This window comes from Noviherbaspirillum suwonense (assembly GCF_900182955.1).
GTDB lineage: Bacteria > Pseudomonadota > Gammaproteobacteria > Burkholderiales > Burkholderiaceae_D > Noviherbaspirillum_A > Noviherbaspirillum_A suwonense.
This window is the reverse complement of record NZ_FXUL01000026.1, coordinates 56,388-71,829: the sequence shown is the minus strand read 5'-3', so window position 1 is coordinate 71,829 and position 15,442 is coordinate 56,388. Positions and strand designations below refer to the sequence as shown.

The 15,442-nt window shown below is 60.8% G+C and carries 17 protein-coding genes; 11 read left to right on the top strand and 6 right to left on the bottom strand.

Features of this window, described 5'->3' with window-relative positions:
* Positions 1-34 precede the first annotated feature (34 nt).
* Together QOL82_RS24450 and QOL82_RS24445 are read right to left on the bottom strand one after the other, a co-directional pair.
* The gene (locus tag QOL82_RS24450; RefSeq protein WP_283444925.1) at positions 35-1,444 is read right to left on the bottom strand and encodes a HupE/UreJ family protein; all 1,410 of its coding nucleotides are present in this window, start codon (positions 1,442-1,444) and stop codon (positions 35-37) included.
* Positions 1,419-2,624: an NHL repeat-containing protein gene (locus QOL82_RS24445; RefSeq protein ID WP_283444924.1), complete on the bottom strand. Its 1,206-nt coding sequence runs from the start codon at positions 2,622-2,624 to the stop codon at positions 1,419-1,421. The genes QOL82_RS24450 and QOL82_RS24445 overlap by 26 nt, the downstream gene beginning before the upstream one ends.
* Before the next feature lie 749 nt (positions 2,625-3,373).
* Here QOL82_RS24445 and QOL82_RS24440 point away from each other — a divergent pair.
* Entirely contained in the window at positions 3,374-3,580 is a 207-nt protein-coding gene (locus QOL82_RS24440; RefSeq protein WP_283444923.1) for a hypothetical protein, read from the top strand.
* Positions 3,581-3,629: 49 nt separating this feature from the next.
* Here the strand turns inward: QOL82_RS24440 and QOL82_RS24435 are convergent, their stop codons facing one another.
* Positions 3,630-3,911, bottom strand: coding sequence for a hypothetical protein (locus QOL82_RS24435; RefSeq protein WP_283444922.1), 282 nt, complete (start codon positions 3,909-3,911; stop codon positions 3,630-3,632).
* A 170-nt stretch (positions 3,912-4,081) separates the two neighbouring features.
* Here QOL82_RS24435 and QOL82_RS24430 point away from each other — a divergent pair, with 170 nt between their 5' ends.
* The 6 genes from QOL82_RS24430 to QOL82_RS24405 all read left to right on the top strand — a co-directional run bounded on the left by QOL82_RS24430 (position 4,082) and on the right by QOL82_RS24405 (position 9,148).
* Complete coding sequence (locus QOL82_RS24430) at positions 4,082-4,855, top strand: GntR family transcriptional regulator (protein ID WP_283444944.1); 774 nt, start codon at positions 4,082-4,084, stop codon at positions 4,853-4,855.
* Positions 4,856-4,966: 111 nt separating this feature from the next.
* Positions 4,967-5,953: a tripartite tricarboxylate transporter substrate binding protein gene (locus QOL82_RS24425; protein WP_283444921.1), complete on the top strand. Its 987-nt coding sequence runs from the start codon at positions 4,967-4,969 to the stop codon at positions 5,951-5,953.
* 6 nt (positions 5,954-5,959) lie between these two features.
* Entirely contained in the window at positions 5,960-7,258 is a 1,299-nt protein-coding gene (locus QOL82_RS24420; protein ID WP_283444920.1) for a 3-isopropylmalate dehydratase large subunit, read from the top strand.
* Positions 7,255-7,776, top strand: coding sequence for a LeuD/DmdB family oxidoreductase small subunit (locus tag QOL82_RS24415; RefSeq protein ID WP_283444919.1), 522 nt, complete (start codon positions 7,255-7,257; stop codon positions 7,774-7,776). Before QOL82_RS24420 ends, QOL82_RS24415 begins: the two co-directional genes overlap by 4 nt.
* On the top strand, positions 7,773-8,630 hold the full coding sequence (locus QOL82_RS24410) for an isocitrate lyase/PEP mutase family protein (protein ID WP_283444918.1): 858 nt from the start codon (positions 7,773-7,775) through the stop codon (positions 8,628-8,630). The genes QOL82_RS24415 and QOL82_RS24410 overlap by 4 nt, the downstream gene beginning before the upstream one ends.
* A gap of 215 nt (positions 8,631-8,845) precedes the next feature.
* The gene (locus QOL82_RS24405; protein WP_283444917.1) at positions 8,846-9,148 is read left to right on the top strand and encodes a DUF4148 domain-containing protein; all 303 of its coding nucleotides are present in this window, start codon (positions 8,846-8,848) and stop codon (positions 9,146-9,148) included.
* Between the two features lie 498 nt (positions 9,149-9,646).
* Here QOL82_RS24405 and pepA read toward each other — a convergent pair whose 3' ends face one another.
* Positions 9,647-10,534 carry a flocculation-associated PEP-CTERM protein PepA gene (gene pepA, locus QOL82_RS24400; protein WP_283444916.1) on the bottom strand — a complete coding sequence of 296 codons (888 nt, stop codon included), beginning with the start codon at positions 10,532-10,534 and terminating at the stop codon, positions 9,647-9,649.
* A 321-nt stretch (positions 10,535-10,855) separates the two neighbouring features.
* Between pepA and QOL82_RS24395 the strand changes: the two genes are divergently transcribed.
* On the top strand, positions 10,856-11,203 hold the full coding sequence (locus QOL82_RS24395; RefSeq protein WP_283444915.1) for a collagen-like protein: 348 nt from the start codon (positions 10,856-10,858) through the stop codon (positions 11,201-11,203).
* Between the two features lie 510 nt (positions 11,204-11,713).
* Positions 11,714-11,863: a hypothetical protein gene (locus QOL82_RS24390; RefSeq protein WP_283444914.1), complete on the top strand. Its 150-nt coding sequence runs from the start codon at positions 11,714-11,716 to the stop codon at positions 11,861-11,863.
* Positions 11,864-11,893: 30 nt separating this feature from the next.
* Here QOL82_RS24390 and fliS read toward each other — a convergent pair whose 3' ends face one another.
* A complete protein-coding gene (gene fliS, locus QOL82_RS24385) occupies positions 11,894-12,394 on the bottom strand; it encodes a flagellar export chaperone FliS (RefSeq protein WP_283444913.1) in 501 nt (166 codons plus the stop codon).
* A gap of 687 nt (positions 12,395-13,081) precedes the next feature.
* Here fliS and flgL point away from each other — a divergent pair.
* Positions 13,082-14,290 (top strand): flagellar hook-associated protein FlgL, encoded by a 1,209-nt coding sequence (gene flgL / locus QOL82_RS24380; RefSeq protein ID WP_283444912.1) that lies wholly within the window; start codon positions 13,082-13,084, stop codon positions 14,288-14,290.
* Here the strand turns inward: flgL and QOL82_RS24375 are convergent.
* Positions 14,277-14,519, bottom strand: coding sequence for a hypothetical protein (locus QOL82_RS24375; RefSeq protein WP_283444911.1), 243 nt, complete (start codon positions 14,517-14,519; stop codon positions 14,277-14,279). The two genes, flgL and QOL82_RS24375, sit on opposite strands and share 14 nt — an antisense overlap.
* On the opposite strand from QOL82_RS24375, the gene QOL82_RS24370 reads away from it, so the two are divergent.
* Positions 14,518-15,285 carry a C40 family peptidase gene (locus QOL82_RS24370; protein ID WP_283444910.1) on the top strand — a complete coding sequence of 256 codons (768 nt, stop codon included), beginning with the start codon at positions 14,518-14,520 and terminating at the stop codon, positions 15,283-15,285. The genes QOL82_RS24375 and QOL82_RS24370 overlap by 2 nt on opposite strands.
* Positions 15,286-15,442 lie beyond the last annotated feature (157 nt).

Genomic DNA, 15,442 nt, shown 5'->3' with positions numbered 1-15,442 from the left:
AACCTGGCAGCGCGCCGCGCCGCGCAGCCTGCCGTCAGGTTTTCCCTTGCTGGCGATAGAGCCTGAGCAGCAGCACGGCCAGGCCGCCGAGCACACCAACGGACAGCACGATGGCCGCGAAGGGCGAGAGTGCGGTGAACACCTCGCCGAAGCCGGGCCAGTCGGCCTTCAGCACCGCCTCGCCGCGCTCGCCCATCCAGTGCCACGCGGTATGGCCGACGAACAGGCAGATCGCGATCGTGAGCGGGCGGCGCGATCCTGCATGGCTGCGGTACAGCAAAGTGAGCAATGACATCGCCAGCACCAGCACCAGCAGCTGGCCGATTTCGATGCCGACATTGAACGCCAGCAGGGAAACGAGCAGATGCGACCCTGCGAACTGCAGCTGGGACTGCAAGATGAACGAAAAGCCGAAGCCATGCACGAGGCCGAACAGGCCGCTGTACAGCCAGCGGCGCGTCAGGTTGGGCGTGAGTACATTTTCAACCGCCATATAAAGGATGGAAGCCGCGATCAGGAATTCCACCAGCGGCGCAAACCAGCTTCCCGCGGGAACGAAATGATAGGCCGCGGCAATGAGCGTGATCGAATGCCCAACCGTGAACGCGGTAATGACGCCCGCGAGATTCCAGTCTATCCGTCGGAACGGCAGGATCAGGCACAGCAGAAACAGCAAGTGGTCCGGCCCGTCGAGGATGTGCCTGAAACCGGATCCGATAAAGGTCGATGCGGCCTGGTACCAGCGTGGATCGAGCGCAAGCAGGCCGGTTTCGCCGGACAGGTCATAGGCATGCACGGCGCCATCGGGCTCAATGTAGCGCAGGTCATATTTCAGTCGGTCCTTCAAGCCCGGGGCAACATTGAAGCGCAGCGAGAATCGCGACTTGTCGGACCGGATCGGATACTCGACGAGCGTGTCGAAATAACCCTGGTTCCAGAAGACGTAAGCATCGTCGGGCAGCTTCGGACCCTGAACCAGGTCCCGCGCGCTGTCGAAGCGGTCGAAGGCGCGGTCCGACGGCGGTGAAATCCGCGCTTGCCTGCCTGCGGACGACAGGCGCTGGTCATCCTCGTAGATTTCCAGCACCTTGTCGATCGCCGCCGCGGCGCGCTCAACGCCTGCATCCGCCTGTGCGAGGTCAATATAGCCCGGGCCCTTCTTCGGCAGATCGATATTGAGCAGCAATGACAGCGGAACCCGGACGAGCACCTGCAGGCGGGCGGCTTCCGGCTTGACAAGCGCATGCGCCCGGAATTCTCCGGGAACGTCATGTGCCTGGGCGGGGCCTGCCGGCGACAGCAAGATAAGCACCGCGCAGGCCAGCAGCAGCTTCAGCGATCCGGCGAGCGCTTGGGCCAGCCGGATCGCATGGGAAGGCGCGAATCGCGCCTCCCTGGTTACGTGGCACAGCGTCGCGTCAGTCACGACGGCCACGATCGTCACGATGCACCGGCGTGAACTTCTGGGCGCGCTTGCCAGTGTCGACCTCGGCCGTATAGATATTGCCGCGGGAATCGACAGCCAGGTTATGAACCCAGTGGAACTGGCCGGCGTAGCGACCGTTGCGACCGAAGGTGCCCGCGATCGCGCCCGTCTGGCGATTGAGAATCCAGACCTTGTTGTTTTCCCCGTCCGGGTTGTAGATCCAGGTCTGACGACTGTCGGGAGACGTGTCGACATCCCATGTGGAGCCGTTGCCCAGCGTATCGGTCTCGACAAAGAATTCTTTGACGTAGCGGCCGTCCTTATGGAAGACCTGGATACGATTATTCAGGCGATCGCATACATACACCAGACCGTCGTTCGCGATCCGTACGCAGTGGACCGGGCTGCGGAATTGCGCAGCAGGGGACAAGCCGGGGACATACGGTCCTGGGTCGTCATCGGACGGCGTGTTGCCATAGGCGCCCCAATGGCGAATGTATTTGCCCGTATTGCCATTGACCACAAGAACACGCTTGTTCTGATAGCCGTCCGCGATATACGCCTCGTTATTGAGCGGATCGACTTCGATGTCGGCGGGCTGCCCCAGCAGGGGCGTGCCGTTCGGTCCGCCGTCTTTCGCATTGCTGCCGCCCGTCGTGCCGGATTTTCCGATCTGGAGCAGGAAGGTGCCATCGCGGCTGAACTTGAGCACCTGGTGGTTCGGCTGTCCATTGCCGCCTATCCAGACATTATCGTTGTGATCCACAAAGATGCCATGCTCATTCGTGGGCCATTCACACCCTTTTTCAGGCGTGCAGCGCGTGGACAGGAAGCCGGGATCGGCCGGCCCGCCCCATGCCTGCAGCAGGTTGCCCTGGCGGTCGAAGGTCATCACCGACGGAGCCGGCTTGCAGCAGTCGGAGCGTGGCGGCGTTTGCGCCGCGCCGGCTTCGTCGGCGGTGAGTGTCAGCGGGCGCTGGATGATCCAGATATTGTCATGCCGGTCGACTGCGACGCCGGCCACCTGGCCCAGCAGCCATTGGTTGGGTAGGGGTTTGGGCCAATCCGCATCCACCTTGAATCGGGGCGTGTCCGACCGCCAGTCCTGGTCATCGTCCCGGCCATCCCTGGCCGAAGCGGTTTGCCCTCCCAGAATGACGGAAAGGATCAGTAGCAACCATGCGAAAAACCGTCTCATTGAAGTCTCCTAGTTTCCTTGGGATCGATGCCTGTCGCGCTGCCCGACATAGCCATTGACGATAACGACTGGCATTGCCGCCATCGCCTGAAGCTATTTCGATCAGCCTGCGTACACGGTTTTCTCCAGTCTTCTTAGCGGTATGACAAGTAAAGAAAACGCGTGTGATACTGCTGTTGCTCCCTTAAAACCCTGGAAAGACTGTGCGGCGAAAATAACGGCAAGCCGGCTGCAAGAGGGAAGTGCCGTTTGTAAAAACGGGAATTGCAAATTGTTTCATTAATATAGTTTTTATAACGGGCCAAACCTTGAGATGCATCAGTCCATTTCGCCAATGCGCCGGCTGGCCATCCAGCCGCGATGCGGCGTCTTATCGCCTCAAGCTTTTCCACTAAGCATGCGAAGGTGTTGTCGCGGATACGGCATTGTTTATATGGAGCGTGCAGGGAAATATCTCAGATCGCGCATCAATACGGTCCCGAACAGCCTATTGCGCTGAAACCGCATGGGCTCCCATGGTGTTCAACGTGCGTGCTGTCCCTTGATTGGCTGATGCCCTTTGGCAGCCATTTTCATCGCGCTAATTCCGGTTCCGTGGAACGTCCATTGTTCCAATGCTGGCGGCGGATTAGGCAATTGCGCCGTCATATTCATTCTGGTGATGGTTGGTAACACAAGCCGCAATTGGTAAGAAATTGCATGGAGGCATATAGTAGACCCATCAAAATTAATTGTTTCACAGGATAAATATGACCAGTTCGATGATGACTTATTCCGGCGCCGCTATTCCTTCCTTCTTCAGGAAAACGGCCGCGTCCCCGCAGCGCAGCCTTTCTTTCGGCGAGTGGCTCGACGTTTTTAAAACTGCTATGGCAATGACCAATGCCGTATCGACGACCGGCCGCGTCAGCGCCAAGCAGGTGGCGCGTGTCCGGGCAATGGCTGAAGCCATTTAAGGCAAATCTCCCTAATCGGGTCTGGATGACCGCACTGTCAGAAACGGAATTATTGTGCTGGCAGTCTTAACCGCTGGGCGGAAGTTTGCGTAATACAGATACGACTTTCCTGATCCACACCCAATTGTAATGACTGCGCCGTGATGACGCAGTTTTCATTTCCGCGTATCGCATTTATTGTCATCCGAAAGATCGGTCCTATCCATTCTTCATTAATGGGATTTGATCCTGCAATTTCCTTAAAGGTCATGCGCAGATCGCCCTGAAAGTTGCGGCTGAATGAGGCGACTGGATGTAATCCGCGTGGCGCACGTGGGCGTCTTGCAGCCATCTAGGGCGCATTGAATTCTCCCGACACAAGGCACGCGGTTTCCCCGAGGCGCTACCGTTAACCTTCTGCTCCACCCTTCCACACAGACTTAAATGTCCTATTGACAGGACAATAGGTCAAAGATAGCATCCCCGCTTTCAGTCTTTCGTACATTGCCCGCCATGGAAGCCATCACCGGTTCGGTCGTGCCCCTGTACCACCAGATTTACCTGGTCCTGCGCGACCGCTGCGTCGCCGACTGCGACGCGACGCTGCCATTGCCGGGCGAACTTGACCTTGCCAGGCAATACAAGGTGTCCCGCATCACGATGCGCAAGGCGCTGGACCAGCTGGTGCAGGAGGGCCTGGTGACCCGCCGGCGCGGCGCCGGCACCTTTGTCAATCCGAACGTGGCGCGGCAGACGCTGGAGCAGCGGCGTTCCACCGGTCTCCTGGACAACATCATCAGTTCGGCCCTGGACACCTCGGTGCGCGTGATCAGCCATGCGCGGGTCGCGCCGCCGCCGGACATTGCCGCCGACCTGGCATTGCCGGCTGGTGAAATCGCGGTCCGGACGGTGCGGGTGCGCAGTCTCGCCAGCGGCCCGGTGTCGCACATCACGACCTTCGTGCCAACAGTGATCGGCGATCGGCTGCAAGCCGACGCGCTGGGCGCCAGGCCGATGCTGACGCTGCTGGAAGAGCAGGGGGTCAAGGTCGGCCATGCCCGCCAGACGATGTCGGCGCGGCTGGCCGATACCGGCGTCGCATCGCTGCTGGACGTGCCGGTGGGCGCGCCGCTGCTTGCCGTCAGGCGCCTGGTGCTGGATGCCGACGGCCTGCCGGTGCAGTGGCTGCAGGGCCTGTACCGGCCCGACCGCTATGAATACCGGATGGACCTGTGGCGCGGCGGCGACGAGGAGGCGCGCGTTTGGTACCAGAAAGACGAGGTCGCGCAGCCCTGAGCTAGCGGCCGCGCCCACGGCCTGACGTCGGGCCATGCAACGCAAGGGAGAAGGCAAGCCGGCGCAGACCGGTGCCGAAACCTTCACGAATCGAATATCAAGGAGAGAGACATGCAGACCAAGCGACCCACGCTGCGACGCGCAGCAGTAACCCTGTCCATCGCCGCAGCGGGCATCGCCGCGGCTTCGATGCCGGCCCTGGCCCAGGACAATGCGCGGCCGATCAGGATCGTCGTCGGCGCGCCGGCCGGCGGCACCACCGACACGCTGGCGCGCGCTGTCGGAAGGGGCATGGAGGTCAGCCTCAAACGCCCGGTGATCGTTGAAAACCGCGGCGGCGCGGGCGGCAACATCGCCGCCGAGATGGTGGCCAGGAGCGCGCCCAACGGCGAGACCATCCTGATGAGTTTCACCAGCCACACCATCAACGCCTCGCTGTATCCGAAGCTGCCGTTCGACCCGATCAAGGATTTCACGCCGATCACCATGGTCGCCACCGTGCCCAGCGTGCTGATCGCCAATCACAACGTTCCGGCCAATACCCTGGCGGAGCTGCTCGACCATGCGAAGAAGCATCCGGGCGCGCTCAATTTCGCCATCGGCGGCAGCGGCTCATCGCTGCACCTCGCTGGCGAGCAGCTGAAGATGATGACGGGCGCGAACATCGTCAATGTCGCCTACAAGGGCACCAATCCGGCCGTCACCGACGTACTGGCCGGCCACGTGGAACTGATGTTCGCCAGCGCGCTGAATGTGCTGCCGCATCTGCAGGGCGGGAAGATCAAGCTGCTCGGCGTGACCAGCGCCACGCCGATGCCGCAGTTTCCGAACGTCCCGCCGATCGGCAAGACGGTCAAGGGCTTCGAGTCGAATGCCTGGTTCGGCCTGTTCGGCCCGGCCAAAATGCCGGCCGAGGTCACGCAGCGCCTGTACGAAGCGGCGAAAAAGGCGATCGAAGACCCGGCCTTCGTGAAGAAGCTGGAGACCGATGGCGGCACCCCGAGCGCGATGCCGCCGCAGCAGTTCGGCGAATTCGTCGTGCGCGACGTGCAGCACTGGGCCAAGGTCGTGAAATTCTCCGGCGCGGTGGCGGAGTAATTGCCGATGAAAACGCTAGCGCAGAAAATCATCGCGCGCGCCGCCGGCAAGGACGCGGTGGAGCCGGGCGAGATCGTCACCTGCAAGGTCGACCTGGCGATGTCGCATGACTCGTCCGGCCCGCGGCGCGTCGCGCCGATGCTCGAGGCGCTCGGCGCCCGCGTGTGGGACCCCGACCGCTACGTGATCGTCACCGACCATTACGTGCCGGCCGCCGACCCGGATTCGCAGCAGATCCTGCGCTTCACCCGCGACTGGGTGCAGGCAGCCGGCATCCGCAACTTTCACGACGAACAGGGCATCTGCCACGTGGTGCTGCCGGAGCAGGGCCACCTGCGGCCCGGCATGCTTGCCGTCGGCGGCGACAGCCATTCCAGCACCGGCGGCGCGTTCGGCGCCTACATGTTCGGCATCGGCGCCACCGAAATGCTGGGCGTGCTCGTGACCGGCGAAATCTGGCTCAAGGTGCCCGGCACCATCCTGCTGGAATGGACCGGGTGTCTTTGCGACGGGGTTTCGGCCAAGGACATGATGCTGTTTCTGTGCGCGAAGCTGGGCATGGACGGCGGACAGTACCAGACGGTGGAATACGCCGGCGACGCGGTCGCGGCGCTGGACATGCAGGAGCGGATGACGCTGGCCAACATGGCCGCGGAGCTGGGCGCGCAGGCCGGCCTGGTGGCGCCGGACGCGATCACGCGGGCCTATCTGCAGGCGGTCGGCGCATTGAACGGCGATGGCGGCGACTTCGCGCAGGAACGTGCCCTTGCCGACTGGCGCACGGACGCCGGCGCGCCTTTGCTGGCGCACCATGTGTTCGACGCGGCCGCGCTCTCGCCGCACGTGGCCGCGCCGCACAGTCCTGCCAACGCCGCGCCGGTCGACCGCTTCGAAGGACAGGAGATCGACACTGCCTATATCGGCGCGTGCACCGGCGCCAAGCTGTCGGACTTGCGCATGGCGGCCCGCATCCTGCGCGGCCGGCGGGTCGCAACCGGCAAGCGGCTGCTGGTCGCCCCGGCTTCGCTGCGCGACCAGCAGGTCGCGCAGTCGGAAGGCGCGCTGCAGGCGCTGGCCGATGCCGGCGCGCAGATCCTGCCGATAGGCTGCGGCGCCTGCGCCGGCTACGGCCAGTTCCGTTTCGGCGAAGGCGAGCGCGTGATCTCGTCGACCGCGCGCAACTTCCGCGGCCGCATGGGCGCCGCCAGCAGCAGGGTCTGGCTGGCCTCGCCGTACACGGTGGCGGCGTCGGCGGTGGCGGGTCGCATCGTGGACCCGCGCATCCTGCTGGAGGCGCATCGATGAGCGCGCGCGTCTGGAAGTTCGGCGACGGCGTCGATACCGACGTGATGGCGCCCGGCCTGTACATGAAGCTGCCGATCGCGCAACTAGCCGCGCATTGCCTGGAAGCGGTGCGGCCCGAATTCGCTGGCGGCGTGCGCGAGGGCGACATCCTGGTCGCCGGACGCAATTTCGGCATCGGCTCCTCGCGCGAACAGGCGCCGCAGGCGCTGAAGGCGCTCGGCATCCGCGCCGTGGTGGCGCAGTCCTTCGGCGGCATCTTCTATCGCAATGCGCTGAACCTCGGGCTGATGGCGCTGGTCTGCGCCGACACCGCCGGCATCCCCGACGGCGCGCCGATCGAAGTCGATCCGGTCGCGGGCCGCATCGTGCTGCCGCAGCAGGGCCTGACGCTGGCCTGCGAACCCATCCCGGGCTTCCTGATGGCGATGGTGGACGACGGCGGGCTGCTGCCGCATCTGAAGAAACGCCTGGCGCGCAATGCGCCGCAACCGAATGAAGATGACAAGGACGCACGATGACCCTGAAACAACGGCTGCTGCAGCAGCAGATCCTGATCGCGCCCGGCGTCTATGACGCATTCTCGGCGCTAATGGCCGAGCGCGCTGGCTTCGAAGCGCTGTACCTGTCGGGCGCCAGCATCGCCTACACCCGCCTGGGTGCGCCCGACATCGGCCTGGTCAGTTTCGCCGAGGTCTGCGAAACCATGGCTACCATCCGCGAGCGCACCGCGCTGCCGGTCATCATCGATGCAGACACCGGTTACGGCAATGCGTTGAACGTGCAGCGCACCGTCAGGCGCTTCGAGCGCGCCGGCGCGTCGGCGATCCAGCTCGAGGACCAGACCAGTCCGAAGCGCTGCGGCCACCTCGACGGCAAGCAGCTGATCGGCGCCGCCGAAATGGTCGGCAAGATCCGGGCGGCGCTGGATGCCCGCGCTTCGGACCAGACCCTGATCGTTGCGCGCACCGATGCGGTGGCGGTCGACGGCTTCGAGGCGGCGCTGGATCGCGGCGAAGCCTACCTGGAAGCCGGCGCCGATGTGCTGTTCATTGAGGCCGTCCGCGATGCGGCGCAGATGCGCATCGTCACCGAGCGTTTCGCCAGCCGGGTACCGCTGCTGGCCAACATGGTGGAAGGCGGCAAGACGCCGCTGAAGAATGCGCAGGAACTGCAGGAGATCGGCTACCGCCTAGCGATCTTCCCGGGCGGCACGGTGCGCGCGGTGGCCCATGCGCTGGAAGCCTACTTCGGCGAGTTGCGCCAGAGCGGCAGCAACAAGGGCAATGCCGGCCGCATGCTGGACTTCGATGCGCTCAACGGCGTGCTGGGAACGCAGGCCATTCTCGAGGGCAGCCGGCGTTACGAGGGTTGAGGACGGAGGCGGGGGGAGCGCTGATTATTTCGAAATCGGCAATGGTGAATTGACAGCAACGCTGTTTTTCGCAGCCGAGGGTATCGGTACACTGTGTCCATCGATGAACGCACCAGCCGGTGCGGCTCAGCGAGGCAGGACCCGACAGGCAGACTAGACTCATGATTGCCTTGACTGCGGTGCCCGCCTCCTCAACCTTTATTTTGGAGTACACCATGAACGTCAAGAATATCTTCGCCGCTGTCGCCATCCTCGCTGCCACCGGTTCGGCCTTTGCCCAGCAGACCGAATTCGTCGCGCCGGACGCCGCTTTCCAGTCCCGCCTGACCCGCGCCGAAGTGCGCCAGGACCTGGCCCAGGCCACCGCCGAAGGCACGACCGCGCAGCGCCAGCATGACGGCCAGGACACCGTGTATGCCGCCGGCGGCCGCAGCCGCCAGGACGTGCGCGCCGAAGCCATCCGCGCCGCCTCCATCCGCCACTATGGCGATGTAAACGACACCTACTTCGGCGGCTAAGCCGAAAACGACCGCGCCAGGCAGGGCGGTTCGACCGAAACAGACAGGAGCCGGCGCCAGCCGGCTTTTGTTTTTTCCGGAAAGTATCCAGGCGGCCGGCGGCTCGCGGCCGGCCGCCGGCCAGAACGGTTAGTCCGGCAGGTCGGGACACTCAAGACAAGAGACTGCCTTACATCGTTTCCGTCATCCGATCCCAGCTTGAATGACAGGCATATTTCAATTGATTTCCTTGCCGAAGTGGGCACGGTATCGCCTGACAAAGCAATGCATTTCGCCGGTTTCCTTAGCACCGATAAGGAAAGGCAACGTTTCGTGCAAGAGGCAATCGACGCTGTCTGCAGGGCGTGCAAATGAATTGATTACGCGACCGGCAGATCCGGCCGCGCCCGCCGGCACAGGCAGAGCCCACGAAAAAAAAGCCACAACCTCGCAGTCATGGCTTCACCCCCGTGTAAAAATTTCCGACAGCGGACCTTATCTGATTACTTTGCCTAACGGTCAGCCCTTCCTGCGACGACGGCTCAGGCCGATCAGGCCAAGTCCCAGCAAGGCGATGCTGGTTGGTTCGGGGACAGGGACACCGTTGAAGACGACGTCGAGAGAGCCGTTCAGGACCTGGCGACCGGTCGGATCGAAGTTATTCAACTGGCCGGACTGGAATGACAGCTGATAGAACGGGGTAGGCGCAATGAAAAAGCTAGTGCCGTCAGGATCGATCAACTGGAACGTCGTCGTTGAGCCGAACGCGCCGCAGAAGATGCCCCCGCCACACTGCGGATTGGCTGAATCGAGGAAGCCGTTGCCTGAAAGGGGATCGCCATTGGCGATCCGGATATCGTCCCCCGTATTCGAGCCAACGAAATCATTGCCGGGCCCAGGGACATATTCGGTATTGTTGCCCGGGTCGAGCCAGAACGACAGCGATCCGGTGCCGGACGTAAAGTTGAAGTCCGTCCGGGTGCCAGACCTGGAGAAGGTGGCGTCCGCAGTATACAGCGCGTAAATCCCGTAGTTCGTCCCTAGGCCGGTTGCGCTGGCTGTCAGCTGGGTTGTACCGTCATTGGCGACGAAGGCGCCGCCTTTCCAGTACAGGTTGGCCGAAAAGCTGCCGTCCGTGCTGAAGTTGGCAATTTCAACAAAATTACCGGTGATTTTGTCTGCAACAAAGTTGGCTCCCGTTCCAGTAGGCTGAACCGTGAAGTCGGCAAAGACCGTTGTCTGGGCTGATGCACTTTGTGCGCCTAAGGCACAAGCTGCGACCAGCAGATTTGCAGAAAGCCAGCCAAGCGATGGTAGGAACCGCAAATGCCAGCGGGCAGCGTAGGGAAACTGGTTGCACCAAGTCCGCTGGCGTGACGAAAGCGGAGCCGAGGCTAATGGCACCATGCACATCAGCCAGCACGCGTAGGCTGCCGACCCGCCGAGCGGCGGTCGGTAAGCGCTATTCAGGATGCGGGATGAACGGGTACTGGCGAACGTTCCTCGGCGCGCCTCCTACCAAAGTCGCTGTCCGAATGTGCATTAAATTTTGTTAAAGCCCCAATGGTTGATTGCAATCAAGTAAAGTTGCTTTATTTCAATAGATTGTGACATTAAGGCGTTTTAAGAGTTGATTAAAAGTAACCTGGCGTCCACTATGCGCCGGGTTGTATCGCGCTGCGATTGCGGGACTGTGCGCAGTTTTAACTTTAATTCTTAGGGCTTTAAATGAAATATTCGATTCTGATTGCTGCACTGATTGCCACCATCGGCCTGACCGCCTGCGAGAAAAAAACCACCGTGATTGAAGCGCCTGCGCCAGCGGCCGCCGCGCCAACCCCGGCTCCCGTCATCGTCGCCGTCCCCGGGCCGGCAGGCGCGAATGGCACCAACGGTTCTGACGGCGCAAAAGGTACTGCCGGCGCAACTGGTTCGACAGGTTCGACAGGTTCGACGGGCGCGACAGGAAACACTGGCGACACCGGCGCGACCGGTGCGTCCGGCGCAACCGGCGCAGCCGGCGAAGCGGGCAAGGAAGGCGGCACCGTAATCGTCGTGCCTGTCGAGAAGCGTTAAGGCGTCAACGTAGTTGCCTTAGCCCCTGTTCTCGGCTTGCCGGGAACAGGGCCTTCGTGCAGGACTGCAGTGGCCGGCCGATGATGTGCCGGTCAATGGCAGCATGCCATTTTGTGCAGGAGCACCTGACAAAATGCGCTTTCCAAGCGTGCCAGCAAATAAGGGCGTAGCCGACGTGGAGAACTACTTCATAAAGTGAAGGCAATCGTCCATAGCGTACGCGCGAGCGCCAGAATCGGGGCGACCATGCAAGCGTGCGTTCAACCGTCCACCAAATTTTGCCTAAGTTGCCGCCATGCGCACCCTGGTGCGCCAACGGCAGGCGATGTGCCCAATTGTTATAAGCATAATCGGCTTGAACCGACTCAGGTAACTTCAGTGGTCGTCGGCGCATGGCTCGAATCCGGCACATGCCTTCAATCGACGGCGAGGCCTGTGTAATGCCATGACGTTAGGCCTTGGTCGGAATGACATGAACCGTGGGGCAGGCGCATCGACAAGGAGGTGGTGATGAATGCTGCTCGTCTTATGGAGATCGCTTCGGCTCGGTGCAGATTTCCGCCACGCACAGCACGCGGCGACAAGCTGTCGACAAAACTGACCTTGGTGATCGGCGACCCGGTGGCCATGGTGCTGGCCAGGCATCGCGCGCTGGACTAGTGCCAAACGCGGGTCGCGAGTAAGGTCGAATCAGGCCGCCACGCCGGTATTGAAGTAGGCGCTGGCTTGTGGCCGGGCGGCTAGCGATTGGGTGCCCGACATGCTCGTTTGCTGTTCAAGCCCTACCCAGGCCGATTTCAGGTCAGCCAGCAGGGAGCGTACTTCTTCCAGGATGACTGGATCGTCCTTGAGATTGGCCAACAGCAGCCGCTTCGACATGAACTGGTATAGCGCATCTAGGGACTGGGCTATCTCGCCCCCGGCTTTCTTGTCGAGCGAGGCACGCAGGCCGCTGTCGATGATGCGGATGGCATGCGAAATCTTCTTGGTCTTTTCCTCGATTTTCTGATCGCGCATGAAGAGTGCAGCCATGTTGATGGCGCCGATGGCGCCGTCGTATAACATGATGGTCAATTTATTCGGCGAAGCGCCATTCAGACTGGATTCCATGCCGACATTGGCATAGGCACTGGCACCGCGGGAAGTAGACGAACCGAACATGATCAGATCCTTTGCAAAATAATTACGCATACTGGCGCGTTATATTTCTGTAACGGATTGATCCGAAAATTCTTTAGTCAAAAGAGGACCAGAAAATTCAGGACCACTATCGGCATCGTTGAGCAGCGTCCGCCGATTTTTCGACGGAACGATGTGAACACATGGATGGTCTTCCCGCCTCGGCATCGAGGCTGTGGCGCCGCCAAGCCAAGCGGAGGAGGGAAACGCTTTTTTATATAAGTCCCTTGCGCAGTGTCACGACTAAAAGTTCAGCCAGGTTCGTGTGGTTCGTGTTGTTCTGGACAGGAAGCACAACGCGATCCAAATACGCTAAGCGCAGATGGCCCGCACAAAATGATTGTTTGTGACATGAACATATAAAGGGTAAGGCCGGGCGACCACCCATTTCTGGTCAACAGAGTTCATATCCCCATCGCTGTATTCATTTTCAAATGCAATTTTCTGAATTTCAGTGGAATGTTACCGGCTGCAAAAACAATGCAAAAGTTGCCAATTTGGAATCTACCGTTTAGCCTCTGGTGCCGATTTTCCATGCTACAGACGTAACTGTTCACAACACCGCCCATGCCCATCCGGCCCAACCTAAGAAAGGTGGAACTGGGCAGAAAATCCCTCTTAGTTCGGCCTGCGACAGTTTTTTGTTTAAAGTATTATAAAAAATTGCCGTAAGAAAAGTAATGCTATGAGGGAACCACTATGCGTATCAGCACCAGCTCCATGTATGCCAACAGCGTGAACCGGATGAATGACAACCAATCGCAGTTGTCCCGGATTCAGCAGCAGCTGGCAACCGGCCTGCGGATCCTCACGCCGTCCGATGACCCGCTGGGCGCAGCCAAGTCGCTCGACCTGACCCATGGCCAGGCGATGAATGCACAAAACGCGGATTCCCGGATTAGTGCAAAAAATGCATTGAGCGTGCAGGAAGGTGTTTTGCAGAGTGCAACCGAATTAATACAGGACGTGCGCGCCAAGGTGGTTGCCGCCGGCAATGGCACCCTGAGCGACGCCGATCGCAAAACCTTCGCCATCGAGATGCGGAGTCGTATGGAAGAATTGACCGGACTGGCAAACAGCGTGGACGGCGCTGGCAATTATCTATTCGCCGGCTTCAAGGATGATGCAGCGCCGTTCAGTGGCAATGGCGGTACGGTAAGCTACAACGGCGACAGCGGCCAGAAACTGCTTCAGGTCGGTACCGCTCGCCAGCTCGCGTCGAATGACGCGGGCGACGCGGTTTTCATGAACGTGCCGGCGAAGTCGGTTTTCCAGAGCAGCACTAGCGGCACGGGCGGCGCGACGCTCTCTAGCGTGACCGTGACCGACAAGAGCCATGCGAAGGCCGGCCACCAGTACGAAGTTGCCTTCTCAAACGGCGGCACGACTTACACGATGTTCGACGTCACCAGTGATCCGAACAAGGCATCACCGGTGGCGTCCGGCCCCTATGTAAGCGGCCAGCCCATCCAGGCGGCCGGCATGGAAATGACGATCGCGGGCACGGCGGTCGACAACGACACAGTCACTATTTCGCCCGTTCGCAATCAGAGCATGTTCAAGACGCTCGACGACGTGATCAACCTGTTGGAAACGCCGGTATCCGGCACGACAGATGGCGCGGCCAAGCTGAGGTACGGCATGCAAGTCGCCGGCGACAACATGGATAGCGCACTTGATCACATTCTGGCGGTCCGGGCAAGCAGCGGCGCACGACTGCAAGAAATCGAATCGCTCGACGACGAAGGGTCGGCGCGCGATCTGAATTACGCCAGCCAGCTTTCCGGCATCCGGGACCTGGACTATGTAAAGGCGATATCCGACCTCACCCAGAAGCAGACCATCCTCCAGGCATCGCAGCAGAGCTTCGCCAAGGTCTCGGGCCTTTCCCTATTCAATTACATCTGATTCGCGAACGGCTGAACAGGCTCGCCAATTCAGCTTCCTGCGCCAGGGTAAGCATGGGCGGCATCGGGATTCGATCGACGGCAATGATGAAGGCGATGATGTTGACTGCAGGAGAATTATTTACCGCAACGCTTTGCGTCGAAAAGTTATCAGGAAAAGGAGAGGGCGCGCCGTTGAGCGTCACGACGACACGGTTGGATGGCGCCGTTTGGAATGGCGGGAAATCCATGGTGATCGCCAAGGGATTAAATGGCGACGCCAGCGCCTTCAATGATCGAGCAGGCGACTCCGTCCGTGCCACAGTCGGCCAGCGGATCGACCCGCAGACCCACGTGCCGACCGTGCCCGCGGCGGAGTTTGCAACCCTGATAGCCGAATTAGCGGCCGGCCGCTCCCAACGCGATATTGGCCTTGCCAAAGCGCCCGGCGCGCTCTCGGACGTCCTGGACGTTTCCCGTCCGCCTGGACCGAGGCAGCCATTCATCATGAAACAAGCCATCTCCGCCACCCTGCTGTTTACTGTCGTTGGTTGTGGGACCGTACCGCCGGAACCTTCCGCATATACGCCGGTGCCAAGCATGAAGTCGGAAATCGTTGGACATGAGGGCAACGCTTCGCGTCTTGGCCAGGAAGTGGTCATGTTTTCCCTGATGCTTCTTAAAACCCACTACACCTTTGGCGGCAAGAATCCGACCGCTGGGCTGGATTGTTCGGGCCTCGTGACTTTTGTCTATACGCATGCGGTCGACATGCCGTTGAAGGGCAATGCGGCAACGCTGGCGCGCCAGGGAAGGCAGGTATCAGTACAGAATCTGCGTTCCGGCGACCTGGTGTTTTTCAACACCCTGGGCAGCCCCTTTTCGCATATCGGAATCTACCTTGGCGACGGGCAGTTCATTCACGCGCCTAGCAGTCGCGGCAAGGTCAGGGTCGACAAGATGAGCAACCGGTACTGGTCGCAGCGGTTTGAAATGGGCAGGACGCTGTTGGGCTGACGGTTCACTTTGCAGCTCCAATTTAAAAGGATCTCGGCTTCTGACCTTTTCTCGCGGAAAGATTGTCGCAGCGCTGGCAACTGTTATTGCCAACCCAATTAAGGAAAATAACGATGTCGTTATTCTAATGCCGCATTCGTCGCCATTCCATCTTCCA

Excerpts from the sequence above, each read along its gene's own strand:
- QOL82_RS24445 (WP_283444924.1), bottom strand. The coding sequence starts at position 2,624 with ATGAGACGGTTTTTCGCATGGTTGCTACTGATCCTTTCCGTCATTCTG.
- QOL82_RS24435 (WP_283444922.1), bottom strand. The coding sequence starts at position 3,911 with ATGGCTGCAAGACGCCCACGTGCGCCACGCGGATTACATCCAGTCGCC.
- QOL82_RS24420 (WP_283444920.1), top strand. The coding sequence starts at position 5,960 with ATGAAAACGCTAGCGCAGAAAATCATCGCGCGCGCCGCCGGCAAGGAC.
- flgL (WP_283444912.1), top strand. The coding sequence starts at position 13,082 with ATGCGTATCAGCACCAGCTCCATGTATGCCAACAGCGTGAACCGGATG.
- QOL82_RS24375 (WP_283444911.1), bottom strand. The coding sequence starts at position 14,519 with ATGGATTTCCCGCCATTCCAAACGGCGCCATCCAACCGTGTCGTCGTG.
- QOL82_RS24395 (WP_283444915.1), top strand. The coding sequence starts at position 10,856 with ATGAAATATTCGATTCTGATTGCTGCACTGATTGCCACCATCGGCCTG.
- QOL82_RS24415 (WP_283444919.1), top strand. The coding sequence starts at position 7,255 with ATGAGCGCGCGCGTCTGGAAGTTCGGCGACGGCGTCGATACCGACGTG.
- QOL82_RS24390 (WP_283444914.1), top strand. The coding sequence starts at position 11,714 with ATGAATGCTGCTCGTCTTATGGAGATCGCTTCGGCTCGGTGCAGATTT.
- pepA (WP_283444916.1), bottom strand. The coding sequence starts at position 10,534 with ATGGTGCCATTAGCCTCGGCTCCGCTTTCGTCACGCCAGCGGACTTGG.
- QOL82_RS24425 (WP_283444921.1), top strand. The coding sequence starts at position 4,967 with ATGCAGACCAAGCGACCCACGCTGCGACGCGCAGCAGTAACCCTGTCC.
- QOL82_RS24405 (WP_283444917.1), top strand. The coding sequence starts at position 8,846 with ATGAACGTCAAGAATATCTTCGCCGCTGTCGCCATCCTCGCTGCCACC.
- QOL82_RS24440 (WP_283444923.1), top strand. The coding sequence starts at position 3,374 with ATGACCAGTTCGATGATGACTTATTCCGGCGCCGCTATTCCTTCCTTC.
- fliS (WP_283444913.1), bottom strand. The coding sequence starts at position 12,394 with ATGCGTAATTATTTTGCAAAGGATCTGATCATGTTCGGTTCGTCTACT.
- QOL82_RS24370 (WP_283444910.1), top strand. The coding sequence starts at position 14,518 with ATGGTGATCGCCAAGGGATTAAATGGCGACGCCAGCGCCTTCAATGAT.
- QOL82_RS24410 (WP_283444918.1), top strand. The coding sequence starts at position 7,773 with ATGACCCTGAAACAACGGCTGCTGCAGCAGCAGATCCTGATCGCGCCC.